12 protein-coding genes are annotated in these 17,942 nt (G+C 63.0%); 4 read left to right on the forward strand and 8 right to left on the reverse strand.

Annotated elements, in window-relative coordinates:
• Positions 1 to 14: 14 nt before the first annotated feature.
• The 4 genes from ACMGF5_RS16735 to ACMGF5_RS16750 all read right to left on the reverse strand — a co-directional run bounded on the left by ACMGF5_RS16735 (position 15) and on the right by ACMGF5_RS16750 (position 4,858).
• On the reverse strand, positions 15 to 1,682 hold the full coding sequence (locus tag ACMGF5_RS16735; RefSeq protein ID WP_119688552.1) for a bifunctional protein-serine/threonine kinase/phosphatase: 1,668 nt from the start codon (positions 1,680 to 1,682) through the stop codon (positions 15 to 17).
• A 9-nt stretch (positions 1,683 to 1,691) separates the two neighbouring features.
• A complete protein-coding gene (locus ACMGF5_RS16740) occupies positions 1,692 to 2,903 on the reverse strand; it encodes a nitrate/nitrite transporter (protein ID WP_046786493.1) in 1,212 nt (403 codons plus the stop codon).
• 165 nt (positions 2,904 to 3,068) lie between these two features.
• Positions 3,069 to 3,644, reverse strand: a complete 576-nt coding sequence (locus tag ACMGF5_RS16745) for an ANTAR domain-containing response regulator (protein WP_039602393.1) — start codon at positions 3,642 to 3,644, stop codon at positions 3,069 to 3,071.
• A gap of 11 nt (positions 3,645 to 3,655) precedes the next feature.
• Complete coding sequence (locus ACMGF5_RS16750; protein WP_414156983.1) at positions 3,656 to 4,858, reverse strand: CmpA/NrtA family ABC transporter substrate-binding protein; 1,203 nt, start codon at positions 4,856 to 4,858, stop codon at positions 3,656 to 3,658.
• 128 nt (positions 4,859 to 4,986) lie between these two features.
• Between ACMGF5_RS16750 and ACMGF5_RS16755 the strand changes: the two genes are divergently transcribed.
• Complete coding sequence (locus ACMGF5_RS16755) at positions 4,987 to 6,012, forward strand: quinone-dependent dihydroorotate dehydrogenase (RefSeq protein WP_115275426.1); 1,026 nt, start codon at positions 4,987 to 4,989, stop codon at positions 6,010 to 6,012.
• Positions 6,013 to 6,110: 98 nt separating this feature from the next.
• Here the strand turns inward: ACMGF5_RS16755 and rmf are convergent, their stop codons facing one another.
• A complete protein-coding gene (rmf, locus tag ACMGF5_RS16760) occupies positions 6,111 to 6,326 on the reverse strand; it encodes a ribosome modulation factor (RefSeq protein WP_003248687.1) in 216 nt (71 codons plus the stop codon).
• A gap of 562 nt (positions 6,327 to 6,888) precedes the next feature.
• Between rmf and rlmKL the strand changes: the two genes are divergently transcribed.
• Complete coding sequence (rlmKL, locus tag ACMGF5_RS16765) at positions 6,889 to 9,081, forward strand: bifunctional 23S rRNA (guanine(2069)-N(7))-methyltransferase RlmK/23S rRNA (guanine(2445)-N(2))-methyltransferase RlmL (RefSeq protein WP_046786490.1); 2,193 nt, start codon at positions 6,889 to 6,891, stop codon at positions 9,079 to 9,081.
• 94 nt (positions 9,082 to 9,175) lie between these two features.
• Complete coding sequence (locus ACMGF5_RS16770) at positions 9,176 to 11,566, forward strand: diguanylate cyclase (RefSeq protein WP_414156984.1); 2,391 nt, start codon at positions 9,176 to 9,178, stop codon at positions 11,564 to 11,566.
• A 63-nt stretch (positions 11,567 to 11,629) separates the two neighbouring features.
• Here ACMGF5_RS16770 and dacB read toward each other — a convergent pair whose 3' ends face one another.
• A complete protein-coding gene (gene dacB / locus ACMGF5_RS16775) occupies positions 11,630 to 13,093 on the reverse strand; it encodes a D-alanyl-D-alanine carboxypeptidase/D-alanyl-D-alanine-endopeptidase (protein WP_414156045.1) in 1,464 nt (487 codons plus the stop codon).
• 187 nt (positions 13,094 to 13,280) lie between these two features.
• Between dacB and ACMGF5_RS16780 the strand changes: the two genes are divergently transcribed.
• A complete protein-coding gene (locus tag ACMGF5_RS16780; RefSeq protein WP_012313525.1) occupies positions 13,281 to 13,625 on the forward strand; it encodes a YggL family protein in 345 nt (114 codons plus the stop codon).
• 39 nt (positions 13,626 to 13,664) lie between these two features.
• Here the strand turns inward: ACMGF5_RS16780 and ACMGF5_RS16785 are convergent, their stop codons facing one another.
• Complete coding sequence (locus ACMGF5_RS16785; protein ID WP_414156985.1) at positions 13,665 to 17,267, reverse strand: transporter substrate-binding domain-containing protein; 3,603 nt, start codon at positions 17,265 to 17,267, stop codon at positions 13,665 to 13,667.
• An 8-nt stretch (positions 17,268 to 17,275) separates the two neighbouring features.
• The gene (locus tag ACMGF5_RS16790) at positions 17,276 to 17,896 is read right to left on the reverse strand and encodes a response regulator transcription factor (protein WP_046786486.1); all 621 of its coding nucleotides are present in this window, start codon (positions 17,894 to 17,896) and stop codon (positions 17,276 to 17,278) included.
• Positions 17,897 to 17,942 lie beyond the last annotated feature (46 nt).

The following is a 17,942-nucleotide window of genomic DNA, read 5'->3' on the forward strand; positions in this document are numbered from 1 at the left end:
TCGGCAAGGCGTGCTCAGCCCTTGAACAGGCTGAACAGCAGTATCAGGTTGAGCAGCAGGGACAGCAGGGCCAGGGTGCGCCAGACCTTCAGTGGCTCCCGTTCAAGCAGTGGGCGTGGATGGCTGTTGAGCGCCTGGCGGTCACCCCGTTCGAGCAGCAGCAACCACTGTTCAGCGGTTTCGAAGCGCTGCGCCGGGTCCGTGGCCACGGCTTGCTGCAGGTTGTGCTGCAGCCATTCCGGCAAGTCGGGGCGATAGCGCGCGGCATTGACCGATTGGCCAAAGCGCGGGCGCTGGAAAGCTTCGACCTCGCCATAGGGGTAATGCCCGGTCAACAGGTGGTAGAGCGTCACACCCACTGCGTAGAGGTCTTGGCGCGGGCTCGGCGGCTGGCCGTCGAAGGCTTCCGGGGCGATGTACGAAGGCGTGCCGGGGAGTTCGTGGCGCGGGTCCTCGGACAGCCCTGGGCAGTACGCCAGGCCGAAGTCCAGCAGGCGCAGTTGGCCGTCTTCGCCCAGGTGCAGGTTGTCGGGCTTGATGTCACGGTGCAGCAAGTTGCGTCGGTGCAGCACACCAACGGCCTGCAGTAACTGGCGGGCCACTTCCAGCCACTGTGCCAGTGGCAACGGGCCCTGCTCGGCCAGCTGGGCGGCCAGGGTTCGGCCGCTGTGTTCGCGCATCACGTAATACAGGTGCTGGCGCTGGCTGGCGGCGTGCAGTTCGGGGAAATGGCGGCCGGCTACGCGGCGCAGGAACCATTCTTCAAGCAACAGCGCCTGGGCAGCGCCCGGCTCTTGTTCGCGTTCCGCGGGCAAGGTTTTCAGTAGCCACGGCTGGCCCTGGCTGTCGCGCACGCGGTACAACAGCGATTGGCGGCTTTGTGCCAGGCGCGCCTCGATCTGCCAGCCATCGATTGCCTGGCCTTCGCGCAGTTCGCGGGGTAAGGGCCATTGCTGCAGTTGAACCAGGGTATCGCCAAGGTTGGCGGTGCCCACGCGCTCGACCCGTACCAGCAGGGCGCTGGCATTGTCCTGGCTGCCATTGTGGTGGGCGCTGGCGACCAGTGTATCGGCGGCCAGTTGCAGGTCGGGCTGCTCGCGCAGTACGGCCTGGATGTGCTGGTCACCCAGGCTGGCCCAGACGCCGTCACTGAGCAACAGGTAGCACTCGCCGGGCTGCAGCTCACCGTCCAGGTAGTCCACCAGCAGGTGCTGGTCCAGGCCCAGTGCGCGTTTGAGCACATGCTGCATGCCGGGTTGGTCCCACACATGGTCTTCACTCAGGCACTGCAGGCGGCCGTCGTGCCAGCGATAGGCGCGGCAGTCGCCGACGTGTGCCAGGGTGAAGCGGCGCCCGCGCAGCACCAGCGCGCTGAGCGTGGTCAGGAGCGGCTGGCTGCCCTGAGCGCGCAGCCAGCGGTTCTGTGCCGACAGCAGGCGGTCCAGTGCCTGCGCCACGCCCCAGGTGGCGGGGGTGGCGTAGTAATCCATGGCCAGGGCCTGCAAGCTGGCACGTGCTGCAAGGCCGCCGTCAGCACATTGGCTGACGCCGTCGGCAAGGGCGAACAGGTAACCCTTGCTGGCGGCAAGCTCCGGCGCCGGGGTGACCAGGCGCAAGGCGTCCTGGTTCTCCTCGCGCGGCCCCGTGGCGCTGGCCTGGGCGAAACTCAGTTGCAGGCTCATCGGTTCGCCTCAGACCCGCGCCGCGGTGACCGCTGCAGAACCCCAGGTGGTGCGCCAGCGCTGCTTGACCCCGTGCAGTCCGAACCAGGCCAGCAGGCCCAGGCTGGCAAACAGCCACAGGCCCATCTGGTAGTCACCGGTGTGCTGCTTGATGGTGCCGAGCCCGGCTGCCAGCAGGAAGCCGCCGATGCCGCCGGCCATGCCGATCAGCCCGGTCATCACGCCGATCTCCTGGCGGAAGCGTTGGGGGACCAGCTGGAACACCGCACCGTTGCCCGCGCCCAGGCCGAGCATGGCGCTGACGAACAACGCCAGGGCCGCTGTGGCGCTGGGCAGGTTGAAGCCGACGGCAGCGATGCAGATGGCGGCCACGCTGTACATGCCAAGCAGGGTGCGGATACCGCCGAAACGGTCGGCCAGGGCGCCGCCCAGCGGGCGCATCAGGCTGCCGGCGAACACGCAGGCGGCGGTGTAGTAGCCTGCCGTGATCGGGCTGAGGCCGTACTGGTCGCTGAAATAGCCGGGCAGGGCGCTGGCCAGGCCGATGAAGCCGCCGAAGGTGACGCTGTAGAAGAACATGAACCACCAGCTGTCACGATCACCCAGCGCCTTGAGGTAGTCGGCCATGGCCTTTGGCTTGGGCCGTTGTGGTGCATTGCGCGCGAGCAGGGCGAACACCACGACCGTCACCAGCAGCGGGATCACGGCGAAACCGAACACGTTGTTCCAGCCAAAGCCTGCGGCCAGCACCGGGGCCAGCAACGCGGCGAAGACGGTGCCGGAGTTGCCCGCGCCAGCGATGCCCATCGCCTTGCCCTGGTGTTGCGGCGGATACCATTGCGAGGCCAGCGGCAGCGACACGGCGAACGAGGCGCCGGCAACACCGAGAAACACACCGAGCAGCAGGGCTTGCTCGTAGGTGTGCACGCCCAGGTACCAGGCACAGGCCAGGGCGACAATCACGATGACCTGGCCGATCAGCCCGGCGGTTTTCGGTGAGAGGCGGTCGACCAGCAGGCCCATGACAAAACGCAGCACGGCACCGGCGAGGATGGGTGTTGCGACCATCAGGCCCCGTTGCTGTGCACTCAGTTGCAGGTCGGTGGCGATCTGTACGGCCAGCGGGCCGAGCAGGTACCACACCATGAAGCTCAGGTCGAAATACAGGAACGCAGCGAACAGCGTGGGCACATGCCCGGATTTCCAGAAGCTGGTACTCATCGAACACCTCACTCGGCAATGCAACGGAAACGAAAAGACGCCGCTACCCGGTCCACTGGCATGGAGGGGTGAGCGACGTCTTTGTCGGGGTTTGTGGGCAACCGCCGTTGGCTACCGGTGCGATATCTTCAGCAAGAGCTGGGCCAACATTGTACGGTCGCCTGCTTACCCCAGCATCTCGTGCATGGCGATGATCTGCTCAGCCACCTGGATCAGCTTCTGCTGGCGGCTCATGGCCTGCCGGCGCATCAGGGTGTACGCCTGTTCTTCGTTGCAGTCTTTCATTTTCATCAGCAGGCCTTTGGCCTGCTCGATGCGCTTGCGCTCGGCCAGTTGCTGGTCGCGGGCCTGCAGCTGGGCCTTGAGCGCCTGGTCGCTCTCGAAGCGGGCCATGGCCACGTCCAGGATTGGCTGCAAGCGGGCGGCGTGGATGCCCTCGACGATGTACGCGCTGACCCCGGCCTGGATCGCCTGGCGCATCACCCCGGGGTCATGCTCGTCGGTGAACAGCACGATCGGCCGCGGCTGGTCGCGGCTCACCATCACCACCTGTTCCATCACGTCACGGTCGGGTGAGTCGGTATCGATCAACACCACGTCCGGGTGCACCATCTCGACGCAGGCGGGCAGGTCGATGGTCAGGTCTGGCGCCTCGATCACCTCGAAGCCGGCTTCGCGCAGTGCAGCCTTGAGGCGGCCGAGCTTGTTCTGGGTATCGTCGATCAGCAGGATGCGCAGCATGTTGGTGACCCTCACAGACCGATACGGGCATCGGGCGTATCGCCCAAGGCGTGCAGGCTGAAGCTGCGTGCGTAGCCGTATGGGTCGCTGCCATCCCAGCGGATACCGTCGATCAGCAGGCTGCTGCGCATGGGCGTGCCAGGGCAAGTCACGCCCAGCGCCTCGGCGGCTTCTTGGTAAAGCGCCAGCTGCTGGACCTGGCGCGCCACGCCGAGGTAGTCGGGATCATCGCGCAGCAGCCCCCAGCGACGGAACTGGGTCATGAACCACATGCCGTCTGACAGGTAAGGCACATTGGCCCGCCCCTGATCGAACAGGCGCAGGGCATGATGGTCCTGCCAGTGGTTGCCAAGGCCGTCCTGATACACCCCGAGCAGCCGCGGTTCGATGTTTTCAATGGGCGTATCCAGGTAGGCGCTGCCGCTGAGCAGTTGCGCGGTGCCGTGGCGATTTTCCTGGCTTTGTTCGATGAAGCGGCTGGCGGCGAGGATCGCTTTGATCAGCGCCCGGGCGCTGTTTGGGTACTGCTCGGCAAAGGCGCGGGCGCAGGCCAGGACCTTTTCCGGGTGGTCGGGCCAGATCGACTGGCTGGTAGCCAAGGTAAAGCCCTGGCCCTGCGCTACGGCGGCGCCTGCCCAGGGTTCGCCGACGCAGAAGCCATCGATCCGGCCAGCCTGGATGTGCGCCATCATTTGCGCCGGTGGCACCACCACGCTATTGACGTCGTGCAGGGGGTGAATGCCTTGGCTCGCCAGCCAGTAATACAGCCACATGGCATGGGTGCCAGTGGGGAATGTCTGGGCGAAGGTCAGTTTTGCACCCTGCTGGTGCACGTGACGTGCCAGTGCTTCAGGTGTGGTCACAGCCTTGCGCTGAAGGGCGGGGGAGAGGTTGATGGCCTGGGCATTCTGGTTCAGCCCCATGAGCACCGCCATGTCGCTGGCCGGCACCCCGCCGATGCCCAGGTGCACGGCATAGACCAGGCCATAGAGGCAATGAGCGGCATCCAGTTCACCGCTGGCCAGTTTGTCGCGCAGGCCGGCCCATGAGCCCTGGCGTTTGAGGTTGAGTGTCAGGCCGTGTTGCTGGGCGAAGCCCTGGGTGGCCGCTACCACAACCGAAGCACAATCGGTCAGGGCCATGAAACCGATATCGAGGCTGGGTTTTTCTGGCGCATCGCTGCCGTTGACCCATGCCAGGGGTGATGTATTCACGTAGATCCTCGCCTGTACTGAATAGGCTGTGTGCAGGCGATGTAGCAACGCATGTGCCAAGGCGCTGTCATGCCGGCCGCACGCTGGCTATAATCGCAACCTCACTCACCCCTGAGCCTTGCCCGCCCATGTATACCCTGGCCCGCCAGCTGCTGTTCAAGCTTTCCCCGGAAACCTCCCATGACCTGTCCCTGGACCTGATCGGCGCCGGTGGCCGCCTCGGGCTCAACGGCGCGCTGTGCAAGCAGCCGGCGGCATTGCCGGTGTCGGTGATGGGCTTGAACTTCGCCAATCCGGTCGGCCTGGCGGCAGGCCTGGACAAGAATGGCGCGGCCATCGATGGCTTTGCCCAGCTGGGCTTCGGTTTTGTCGAGATCGGCACCGTGACCCCGCGAGCGCAGCCGGGCAACCCGAAGCCGCGCTTGTTCCGCCTGCCAGAGGCCACGGCAATCATCAACCGCATGGGCTTCAACAACCTGGGCGTCGATCACTTGCTCGAGCGGGTGCGCGCCGCGCGTTATGACGGTGTGCTGGGCATCAACATCGGCAAGAACTTCGACACCCCGGTAGAGCGCGCGGTCGACGATTACCTGATCTGCCTGAACAAGGTCTATGGCCACGCCAGCTACATCACCGTGAACATCAGCTCGCCCAATACCCCAGGCCTTCGCAGCCTGCAGTTCGGCGATTCGCTCAAGCAGCTGCTCGATGCCCTGGCCGAGCGCCGCGAACAACTGGCCGGCGAGCATGGCAAGCGTGTGCCGCTGGCGATCAAGATCGCGCCGGACATGAGTGATGAAGAAACTGCGCTGGTGGCGGCAACGCTGATGGAATCGGGCATGGATGCGGTGATCGCTACCAACACCACCATGGGCCGTGAAGGTGTGGAAAACCTGCCGTATGGCGGGGAGGCGGGCGGCCTTTCCGGTGCACCGGTACTTGCAAAGAGCACCCATATCGTCAAGGTGCTGTCGGCCGAGCTGGGCGGCAAGATGCCGATTATTGCTGCTGGGGGTATCACCGAAGGCCGGCATGCCGCAGAGAAGATTGCCGCTGGCGCGAGCCTGGTGCAGATCTACTCAGGCTTCATCTATAAAGGGCCGGCGCTGATCCGTGAGGCAGTGGATGCGATCGCCGCAATGCCGCGGGCATGATCACGCAGGCATAAAAAAGGGCCCCGTCAAGGGGCCCCTGGGCCTTAGCCCGCCGCCCGGATGGGGCGTGCATGGTGACTCGAATTCAGTGTCCTCGTTCAGCCAACGGCGTGATTTTCGTTGAGTCTATGGATGCCAGCGGTGCCAGTCATTCCGTCCCAGTTATCACCGCGACCTTCACGCCAGCCGTTGATCCAGGCTTGGCGAACAGAAGGAAGATTGAAGGGGCAAAGTTCGCGGGATTTGCCGGTGACCCCATATTGGTAGCCACGTGAATATGCTCTTTCCAACGGATCACGCTTAAGTCTTCTCATAGGGTGTTGCCCTCACTTGTTGACTGTAATGTCCCGTCGGCCTCTCCGAGGCCGGGCAGAGTCTTTCTGCCGGTTTGCGCCCGCTGCCGGCGTGGCGGGCTGAAAGTGCCACTTCGTTGCGAAGCGGCCTGAGACCAGTTCTAACGAATGCGAGTCACCGAGGGAATGATCGATTTGTCATAAGCACGTAACGTTTCCAAGGGTGAAGGGATAAGTAAATAAATGCGACTCAACCTTGTTTGGCGTTGAGCCCGCTATGGCCGGGGTTTGCTGAACCTTGACGTCATTTCGCCAGCGTTGCGCTGCGATGAAAGAAATATTTGGTAATGCGACGAAGGGTCACATCGACCCTGAAGTCGACAGAAATTTTTTGTACTGCCTGATGATCTAAGCTGTCTCTGCCACTGGCGAGAGCAGATCGATCAGGCGGCCCGGCCCATCAGCTGCTGCATACTGCGCAGGTCAAGGCCACTCGGACGCTTGCTGGAAGGGCGTTCGGGCAAACATCGGCGGGGCGATGCGTCGCTTCGTCACTCAAATAGCCCAAGGCTCTGGAATACACATGTCGGACCGTTTCGAACTTTATCTCACCTGCCCCAAAGGCCTGGAAGGCCTGCTTGCCGAAGAGGCCAAGGGCCTGGGCCTTGACGATGTGCGCGAGCACACCTCGGCCATCCGCGGCGCGGCCGACATGGAAACCGCCTACCGCCTGTGCCTCTGGTCGCGTCTGGCCAACCGCGTGCTGCTGGTGCTCAAGCGCTTCAACATGAAAAATGCCGACGACCTTTACGATGGCGTGAACGCTGTCGACTGGGCCGATCACCTGGCGGCCGACGGTACCCTGGCGGTCGAGTTCAGCGGCCATGGCTCGGGCATCGACAACACCCACTTTGGCGCGCTGAAGGTCAAGGATGCCATCGTCGACAAACTGCGCAATCGTGAAGGTCTGCGCCCATCGGTAGAAAAAGTCGACCCGGACGTGCGTGTTCACCTGCGTCTGGACCGGGGCGAGGCGATTCTTTCGCTCGACCTCTCCGGCCACAGCCTGCACCAGCGCGGCTATCGCCTGCAGCAAGGTGCTGCGCCGCTCAAGGAAAACCTGGCCGCGGCGGTGCTGATCCGTGCCGGCTGGCCACGCATCGCCGCCGAGGGTGGCGCCCTGGCCGACCCGATGTGCGGTGTAGGCACCTTCCTGGTCGAAGCGGCGATGATCGCCGCCGATATGGCACCTAACCTCAAGCGCGAGCGCTGGGGCTTCAGCGCCTGGCTTGGCCATGTGCCGGCCACCTGGCGCAAGGTTCACGAAGAGGCTCAGGCCCGTGCACAGGCCGGCCTGGCCAAACCGCCGCTGTGGATTCGCGGCTACGAGGCAGACCCGCGGCTGATCCAGCCGGGGCGCAACAACGTCGAACGCGCAGGCCTGAGTGAGTGGGTCAAGATCTATCAGGGAGAAGTCGCCAGCTTCGAGCCGCGCCCGGATCAGAACCAGAAGGGCCTGGTCATCAGCAACCCGCCCTACGGCGAACGCCTGGGTGACGAAGCCAGCTTGCTGTACCTCTACCAGAACCTCGGCGAGCGCCTGCGCCAGGCGTGCATGGGCTGGGAAGCTGCAGTGTTCACCGGTGCGCCGGAGCTGGGCAAGCGCATGGGCATCCGTAGCCACAAGCAATATGCGTTCTGGAACGGCGCGCTGCCGTGCAAGCTGCTGCTGTTCAAGGTGCAGCCTGACCAGTTCGTTACCGGTGAACGTCGCGAGGCCCAGGCCGATAGCGGTGATACCCGCCGACCGCTGCCGGTAGCCAGCGAGCCTGCACGCCTGTCCGAAGGCGCTCAGATGTTCGCCAACCGCCTGCACAAGAACCTCAAGCAACTGGGCAAGTGGGCCCGCAAGGAACAGATCGGCTGCTACCGCGTATACGATGCCGATATGCCTGAATATGCCTTGGCGGTCGACCTCTATCAGGATTGGGTACACGTACAGGAATACGCTGCGCCGCGCTCGATCGACCCGGAAAAGGCCCAGGCGCGCCTGCTCGATGCCTTGTCGGCGATCCCCCAGGCGCTGGGCGTCGACCCGCAGCGCGTGGTGCTCAAGCGCCGTGAGCGGCAGAGCGGCACCCGCCAGTATGAGCGCCAGGCCACCGAAGGGCGCTTCCATGAGGTCAGTGAAGGTGGCGTCAAGCTGCTGGTCAACCTCACCGACTACCTCGACACTGGCCTGTTCCTCGACCACCGCCCAATGCGCATGCGCATTCAGCGCGAGGCCGCCGACAAGCGCTTCCTCAACCTGTTCTGTTACACCGCTACGGCCAGCGTGCATGCCGCCAAGGGCGGTGCGCGCAGTACCACCAGCGTCGACCTGTCCAAGACCTACCTGGACTGGGCGCGGCGTAACCTGTCGCTGAACGGCTTCTCCGAGCGCAACCGCCTGGAGCAGGGTGATGTCATGGCCTGGCTGGAAGCCAATCGCGACACTTACGACCTGATCTTCATCGACCCGCCGACCTTCTCCAACTCCAAACGTATGGAAGGCGTGTTCGACGTGCAGCGTGACCACGTGCAACTGCTCGACCTGGCCATGGCGCGCCTGGCGCCCGGTGGTGTGTTGTACTTCTCCAACAACTTCCGCAAGTTCCAGCTCGACGAGCATCTGGCTGCGCGCTACGTGGTAGAGGAAATCACTGCGCAGACACTGGACCCGGACTTCGCCCGCAACAACCGTATCCACCGCGCCTGGCGCCTGCAATTGCGCTAAAGCGACAGGCAACATTGCGTCGCTAATGGCCAATAGCTATAACTCAGCACAGGGCCATGATTTTCGCAGGACGCTGACGTGACGAGATCGATCTATGTCGAAGTATGGCGTGCGTGCGAAGGTGCTGGGCCTGTGCAGCGAGGCGATGGCTGCCTGGGCAGTGGCATTGGTGGCGTTGGTGGCCGGCAGCTTGCTGTCGATTGCCCTGGCGCTGGCCACGCATGCGTTTTACAAGCAGCAGCTGCGCCAGCGCTTCGAGCTGCTGGCCAGCGAGCGCTATAGCCGTATCGCCGAGCGCTTCGACGACCAGGAACAGCGCCTGGACAGCTTGCGGCGCTTTTTCAGCTTCTCCAACGACATCACTCCACGTGAATTCGACGGCTTCGCCCGCCCCCTGCTGCGGCGCACCCAGGCTTACTCCTGGGCGCCGCGGGTCGAGGGCGCGCAGCGGCGCGACTTCGAGCGCAAGGCCAGTGCCGCCTTGGGGCAGGCCTACCTGATCCGTGACCTGGACGAGCGCGGTAATTGGCACCCGGCGCCGCCGCGCGATCACTACTTCCCGGTGCTTTACACCCAGGCAACCCAGATGCAGGGGCAACCCTACGGGCTGGACCTGCGCGGCCAGGCGGTACGTGACCAGGCCCTGATGCGTGCCTTGGAACCCGGCAGCATGGCAGTGTCCGCGCCGCTGGACATGATAAGTGTGGCACCGGGCTACGCCCGCGGGCTGTTGATGGTGGCGCCGGTATTCTACAGCGCGCAGGCCGGCAACCCCGCAGGGTATGTCATGGCGCTGCTGAACGTGCGGCAACTGATCACGGACGGCTTGCCGGCCATTGCCCAGGACAATCTGGTGGTGCGGATCGTCGATCCAAGTGGGCGCAATGGCCATGAGCTGTTGTTCGACTCGCAGAACCCGGCCGCGCCGTTGGCGTTGGTCAGCACGCAGCTGTTGCACCTGGCCGACCATCATTTCCAGCTTGATATCCGCCCAAGCCAGGTGTTCATGCAGGCCAACCGCTCCTCTGCGGCGCTGGCGGTGGGCTTGCTCGGTGGCCTGCTAAGCCTGTTGCTCAGTGCCTTGCTGTACAACCTGTTCAGCCAGCGGCAACGTGCGCTCAGGCTGGTGGAGCAGCGCACCGCTGAGTTGCGCGTCAGTGAGCAGTCGTTGCGCGAGACGCATAATCAGCTGCGCAGTGTGCTCGATGCCGCTACCCAGGTCGCTATCATCGCGACCAGCCTGAAGGGTGTGGTCAGTACTTTCAATGCCGGTGCCGAGCGCATGCTTGGCTACGCGGCCAGCGAAGCGGTCGGGAAACTGCAACTGGAAGACTTGCTTCTGCCAGAGGAGCTCAGCCTTCGAGCCCATGCCTTGGGCCTGCGCTACGGGCGCCACATCGATGGTGGCCAGGCGATGTTCGCCGAGACCATACAAGAGGGTGGCGCGCAGCCAGGCGAGTGGACTTTGGTGCGCAAGGATGGCAGCCAGTTGTTGGCCAACATGCTGGTGACCGCGGTGCTTGACGAGCAGGGGCTATGGGTAGGTTACCTGGCGATTTGCATCGATGTCACCGAGCGCCGTCGGGTGCACGAGGCGTTGGCAATGCGTGATCGGCTGCTGGAGAAGCTCAGTGCCGAGGTGCCGGGCGGCATTTATCAGTATCGCCTCGACGCTAATGGCCACTCGTGTTTCCCCTATGCCAGTCAGGGCCTGTTCGATATCTACGAGGTCGACCTGCAGTTGCTGCGCGAGGACGCCACAGTGGTGTTCGAGCGCATCCATGCCGATGACCTGGAGCGCGTTCAACGCTCCGTGCGCTACTCGGCCGAACACCTGTCCCCTTGGCGTGAAGAGTACCGTGTGTGCCTGCCCAGGGCCGGGTTGCGCTGGGTGCGCGGGGAGGCGACGCCGGAAGTCGGTGAAGACGGTTGCACGCTTTGGCATGGCTACCTGACCGATATTTCCGACCTCAAGGGCGTGGAGGAGGACTTGCGGACCTTATCGGTGACCGATGCTCTGACCGGTATCCACAACCGCCGCTACTTCCAGGAGCGGCTGAAGGCCGAACTGGACCGCGCCCAGCGTGATGATCAGGAACTGGCAGTGATCATGCTCGACATCGACCATTTCAAGAGGATCAACGACCAGTACGGTCATGCCGTGGGGGATCATGTATTGCGCAGCCTCTGCCAGCGTATCGGCCAGCGTCTGCGGCGTACGGACGTATTCTGCCGGCTTGGCGGTGAAGAGTTCATGGTGCTTTGCCCTGGTAGCAATGCTGAGCAGGCGCGGCTCCTGGCGATGGAACTGTGGCAAGGGGTGCGCAATGTGCCTGTCGACGGGGTTGGCAAAGTGACTGCAAGTTTTGGCGTGGCCGGATGGCGCCCGGGGGAGGGGGCCGATGCCTTGTTACTGCGGGCTGATGCCGGCGTCTATGCGGCCAAGCAGGCAGGCAGGGACCGTGTCGAGGCAGAGTTGAGCTGAGCGGGCAGTGCGGGCCTCATCGCCGGCTTGCCGGCGATGAAGTTGGTATTTGCCCAAGTCAGATCATGGGTTGACGCCTACCGTCCGGTTAGCGGCTTTGGGCTGGCGATACAGGTCCAGCAGTACCTGGTCGAGTACCTGCGATGCCCCCCAGGGTTTCGGGTCGTTGAGAATCGCCGCCACTGCCCAGGTATTGCCGTTGCTGTCACGGCTGAAGCCGGCAATGGCGCGCACGGTATTCAGGGTGCCGGTCTTGATGTGGCCTTCACCGGCCAAGGCGGTACGCTTGAGGCGCTTGCGCATGGTGCCGTCCATGCCCACCAACGGCATTGAACTGATGAATTCGGCGGAGTAGGGGCTATTCCACGCCGCCTGCAGCAGTGCGGCCATTTCGCGCGTGCTTACCCGTTCAGCGCGCGACAGGCCAGAGCCGTTTTCCATCACCAGGTGGGGCGCGGTGATACCTTTCTTGGCCATCCACTGGCGAACCACGCGCTGGGCTGCGCGGGCATCGTCGCCATCGGCATCGGTACGGAACTGTGCGCCGAGGCTCAGGAACAGCTGCTGGGCCATCGTGTTGTTGCTGTATTTGTTGATGTCACGGATCACCTCCACCAGGTCGGGCGAGAAGGCCCGTGCCAGCAGGCGAGCGCCCTTGGGTACGTTTTCGATGCGGTCACGGCCCTGAATGCTGCCCCCCAGTTCGTTCCAGATCGCGCGCACGGCACCGGCGGCGTAGGTGGGGTGATCGAGCAGCGCGAGGTACGTCTGCGAGTTGCAGCCATCGCCCAGCTGGCCGCTGACCACGACATTCATGCCATCGGCTTGAGGCACCGGGTTGTAGCGTACATCGCCAGTGCATTTTCTGGAGGCAACTGCCTTGACCTGATTGTCGATGCGAATGCTCGCAATGGGTGGCTCGACGGCGACGGTCACCTTGCCGCCATCGTTGCGGGCGACGAAGCGCAGGGCCTTGAGGTTGACCAGCAAGGAGTCGGGCTTGACCAGGAAGGGCTTGTTCACGTCACCGCCGTCATCATTGAAGTGCGGCAGGTTGGGCTGTACGAAGTGGCTGCGGTCCAGCACCAGGTCACCGGTAATGGTGCGAACGCCGTTGGCGCGCAGGTCACGCATCAGCAGCCATAGCTTCTCCATGTTCAGCTTCGGGTCACCGCCGCCCTTGAGGTACAGGTTGCCGTTGAGCACGCCGTTGCTCAGGGTGCCATCGGTGTAGAACTCGGTCTTCCACTGGAAAGTCGGGCCGAGCAGTTCGAGGGCTGCATAGGTGGTGACCAGCTTCATGGTCGAGGCCGGGTTGACCGAGACATCAGCGTTGAACACGGTCGGCGTGCCGGGGCCATTGAGCGGCAGCATCACCAGCGACAGCGCTGTGTCCTGCAGTTTGCTGGCTTTGAGCGCCTGCTGAACCTTGGGGGGCAGCGTGGTGTTGACGGCTGCGGCCTGGATGGGCAGGGCGAACGGCAGGAGCATGCCGGCGAGAACGAGGGGGCGGAGCGATTTGATCATATGAGATTCATACCCTGCGGACGAGGGAAAAAGACATAGGGGCTGTATGAGATGATCGCCCCTCTACGAAATATAGTGCGCATTATGCCCCAAGCGCCGCGCTCATGCGCCACGTTCGACGGAAAAGCGCCGTTGTACTGCGGAAACTGTTAAAGTGCCGCGCGTTATTACTCAAGAGGATTGTTTCATGGCTACCAACCGTTCCCGTCGTCTGCGCAAGAAGCTGTGCGTTGATGAATTCCAGGAGCTGGGTTTTGAATTGAACCTGGGTTTCAAGGAAGACCTGTCCGACGAAGCCATCGATGCCTTCCTCGACGCCTTCCTGGCAGAAGCCATGGACGCCAACGGCCTGGACTACGTCGGTGGTGATGATTTCGGCCTGGTCTGCCTGGCAGAGCGTGGCTCGGTCAGCGAAGAGCAACGCGCCACTGTCGAAGCCTGGCTCAAAGGCCGTAGCGAACTGACCTCCATCGAAGTCAGCCCGCTCTTGGACGCCTGGTATCCGGAAAAGCCGATCAACCCGGCTTCCTGATGCATGGCTGAAGCGGCGCCCGCTCGGGCGGCCGCTTCATCAAGGCTTGGTCAGTTCTCTGGCCAAGGCTTTCTCTACGCGGCGCATGTGCCGTGCCAAAGCCTGTCGCCGCAGTTTCAGCTGTGATGCGGGCAACCCGCTTTGTTCAAGGGCCTCACAGGCCGCCATCAAGTGCTGCGCCTCCAGCATCCGCGCCGCGCTGAGGATCTTGTGTGCCTGCTCGCCGAAGGCCTCAGCCTCGAGGTCAGGGTCCAGGGCCATGAGTTTTGTCAGGTCCTGCTGCAGGCTCATCAGCAAGGCCTTGAGAAACAGTTCACGGTCGTTGGGGTTGTCGCCAACGATACTGTTCAGACCTTTGATATTGAACGGTACCTTTGTTGCGGCCTGCTCCCGTTTGGGAGCGATATTCGCCAGGCGTTGGCTGAGTGTGCGCAGGCTGATGGGTTTGAGCAGGCAGTCGTCCATGCCGACACTGAGGCATTTTTGCCTGACTTCGGGCTGGGCGTTGGCGGTATAGCCCAGGATCACGCAGTGAGGGCGCCCGTTCTGGCGTTCTTCGGCGCGCACGGCGGCCGCGAGCTGATAGCCGTTCATGTGCGGCATGTTGCAATCGAGGACGATCACGTCGAATTGCCCTTCACGCCATTTTTCCAGGCCTTCGCGGCCATCGCTGGCAGTGGCCTGGCTCAGGCCCAGGTACCCCAGCTGTTGCGCCATCAGCATCAGGTTGGCCGGGTGGTCGTCGATCACCAGCACCTTCAGCCGGGCATCGGGTACATCCATGTCATCGGCTTCCAGCACCTGCGGCGGCAGTGCGTCGACACGTTGCAGCGGTACGCTGAAGCGAACCTGCGTGCCGAAATCCGGCACGCTCTTGATGCTCAGGCTTGCGCCCATCATTTCGCACAGGCTACGGCAGATGGCCAAGCCCAGGCCCGTGCCTGCGCGAGCCCCCTGGCTATGCGGGTTGGCCTGAACGAAGGGGTTGAACAGGCGTTGCAAGTCATCGTCGTGAATGCCAATGCCGGTGTCACGCACTTCCAGGTCAAGGCTTGGGGGCGCTGACGGGGCTTCTTCGCGCAGGCTGAGGCTGATGCGCACCTGGCCCTGCCCGGTGAACTTGATGGCATTGCTGATCAGGTTGGACAGGATCTGCTTGAAACGCAGTGGGTCGAGCAGGACGTGGCAGCGTGCGCTGGAGTCGATGACGACGTCGAAGGCCAGGCCTTTTTGCCGTGCCTGGCCATCGAACACGCGGCTCACCGATTCGACCAGCGCCGCAAGGTCGACAGGCTCGGGCGCAAGGGACAGGTGGCCGGACTCGATGCGCACGATATCCAGGATGTCACCGATCAGGCCCAGCAGGTCCTTTGCCGAATGGTGGGCGACTTCCAGCGAGGTGCGATCGATCTGCCCTTGATGGGCACGCTTGACCGCCAGTTCGAGCATGCCGATGACCGCGTTCATCGGGGTGCGAATCTCATGGCTGATAGTAGCCAGGAAGGTACTCTTGGCGCGGTTGGCATCATCAGCCAGTTGCTTGGCCTCGCGCAGCTCCTGCACCAGCTTGCGCCGCTCGCTGATGTCGATCCAGCCACCGATGATGCCCTGGACTTCACCGAGTGAATCACGGTACGGCAGTATCCAGTGGTAGATCGTGATTTCGCGATCCTTGAGCCGCAAGGGGCGGTCGATGATCAGCGGAACCCCGGCCGCCATCACCTGCAGATAATCGGCATGGATCTGCCGGGTACTTTCCGAACCCGCGAACAGACTGTCTTCCAGGCGCCTGCCTATGACCTCGTCGTGGGTCGCCTGCACCGCTTCCAGATAACTGGCATTGCAGCTTTGCAGGCAGCCCGCCCTGTCCCGCACGTACATGGGGTGCGGCGTGCCATTGAGCAGTGCGCCCATGAACTCCAGCTGATCGTTCAGGGCGCGCTCGGCGTGCTGGCGCTGTTTGATCTGGCGGCGCAACCGGGCGTTCCACAGCAGCGCCGCCAGCAGGAGCAAAGCGGTCCCCAGCAACACTTTCAAGGCAAGGCGCCTGAAGCCTAGCCAATTGCTGTCATCATGCTGGCTGTAACCACTCCAGCGGTTGTTGATCACCCCCAGTTCTTCCGGCGAAATGCTCAGCAGGGCCTTGTCCAGAATCGATGCCAACTCTGTTGCCTGTGCCGAGGTGGCCATGGCGAAGCTCGCAGGATCGGTACCGACCGTGCTGCGGATGACCAGTTTGGCGTTACCTGCTATGGCGTGGTTGGCATCGATCAAGGTCGTGATGACGGCATCGACTGCGCCACTGCTCAACAGTGCCATGGAATAGTAGGGGCTTTCGGTCTCGATCCAGCCGGTTTGCGGATACCGGGTCGCCAGCAGTTCGGACATCTCGCTGTAGCGGGTAATGGCGATGCGGCGGCCCTGCAGTTGTTCCAGTGAAGTGTACTGGGGCGTTTCGGTGCGCGTGACCAGCACATAGGTGCTTTCCAGGTAAGGTCGGCTGAGTTGCAAGTGCTCCTCGCTCATGTCATCCACGGCAAGCGCTGCGATCATGTTCACGCGCCCGTCCTCAAGCCGGGCGATCATCTCGGCAATGCCGTTGGCACGCTGAACGTCGAAGCGCAGCCCTGTGCGCAGGCGGATCAGATCCAGCAGGTCGGCGGTAATCCCGCGAAAATGGCCATTGCCGTCGAAATAGGACAGCGGTGCGGCCGTCTCGTCGATAGCCACCTGCATCACAGGATGGCGGCGCAACCACTGCTCCTCTTCGGCCGTGAGCTGCAGCTTCCGGTCGCTCAACAGTAGGTCGCTGCCGGCGCTCCAGCGTTTGAAGATGCTGGCGCGCACGGCGGCTGGCTGGCGCTCCAGGGCCAGGTTCACCAGGTCCTTGAGATGGGTATCCTGGGCGCGCATTGCAAAACTGAAACCGACGCTCTCATGTTTGCCGAAGCTTGCCATGCGCAGGCGCGGCAGGTGACCGCGGTTGAGCTGATAGTGAGTGGATATGGTATCGCCGATGAATACGTCAGCCTGCCCGAACGCGACGGCATTGAGGGCTTGGGAAGACGAGCCGAAGGCCAGCAGTTCGGCTTGGGGATATAAAGTGCTGACTTCTTCTCGGGGCAGGTAGTGATACAACATGCCCAGACGCATGCCGCCCATGCCGCGATTGAGCGTACGGCGTTCGTCTTCGCGGGTCACCAGCACCGGCTGGTCGACGGCATAAGGGTGCGAAAGCGCCAGGCCTTCGCTCGCTGCTTCATAGCCATTGGCGCTGCCGAGCAAGTCGATATCCCCCTTCTTGAGCGCCTCTACTGCAGCTTGCCGGTTGGGATAGCGCAACACTCGAATCGGCACCTGCAGTACCTTGCCGATCAGGCTGGCATATTCGGCGGTGAGTCCTTGATAGTCGCGCCCGCCACTGGTTATGTCGAAGGGCGGATAATCCGGTGCTGACGTGCCCAGCTTCAGGTATTGCCGGCCCATCAGCCATTCCCTCTGTGGCGCGGTCAGTGGCGGCGTTACCGGTGAGGCAGAGGAGCGGGCAAGAAGGGAATACGGTACCGCCTCAAGCTGAGAAGCCTGCGCTGCGCAGCAGGCCAATGACAGTGCAAGGGCCAGCCAGGCAAGGAGTTGCGCCATTTGACACCTCAGACCAGCGCGTTGCGTTTGGCCATCTCGATAAGGTCGACCAAGGTGTCGACCTGGAGTTTCTGCATCAGGCGCTTCTTGTAAGTGCTGACGGTTTTGTTGCTGAGAAACATGCCTTTGGCAATTTCCTTGTTGCTGCGCCCTTGGGCGAAAAGTTGCAGCACCATGAGTTCGCGATCGTTGACCTGCCGGAAAAGCCTGAGATCGGTGTCTGCTGTTTCGTGGCCCGTGTGGATGGCCTGGCTGGGAAAGTAGTTGTATCCGGCCAGTACCGCCTTGATAGCGCTGAGCAGTTCGCTCAGGTCTTCCTGTTTGCATACATAGCCTGCCGCACCTGAGTGCATGCAGCGCACGGCGAACAGCGCAGGCGATTGCGCGGTCAGGATCAGCACCTTCAGCGGCAAGGCCATGGTTTGAAAGCGCGAGAGGACCTCGAGGCCATCAAGCTTGGGGATGCTGATATCCAGAATCACCAGGTCGGGCATTGTTTCGCGGATCATCTGCATGGCGTCCACGCCATTGTCCGATTCGCCTACGACTTTGTAGTTCTGGTTTTCAAGCAGCATACGGACAGCCAGGCGGATGACCGGGTGGTCATCGACAATAAATACGGAGTGCATGTTCAACTTCCCTGCGGCGGATGACGAGGCAGGGGGCACATTAACC

This window comes from Pseudomonas sp. BNK-15 (assembly GCF_047456105.1).
Classification (GTDB): domain Bacteria; phylum Pseudomonadota; class Gammaproteobacteria; order Pseudomonadales; family Pseudomonadaceae; genus Aquipseudomonas; species Aquipseudomonas putida_E.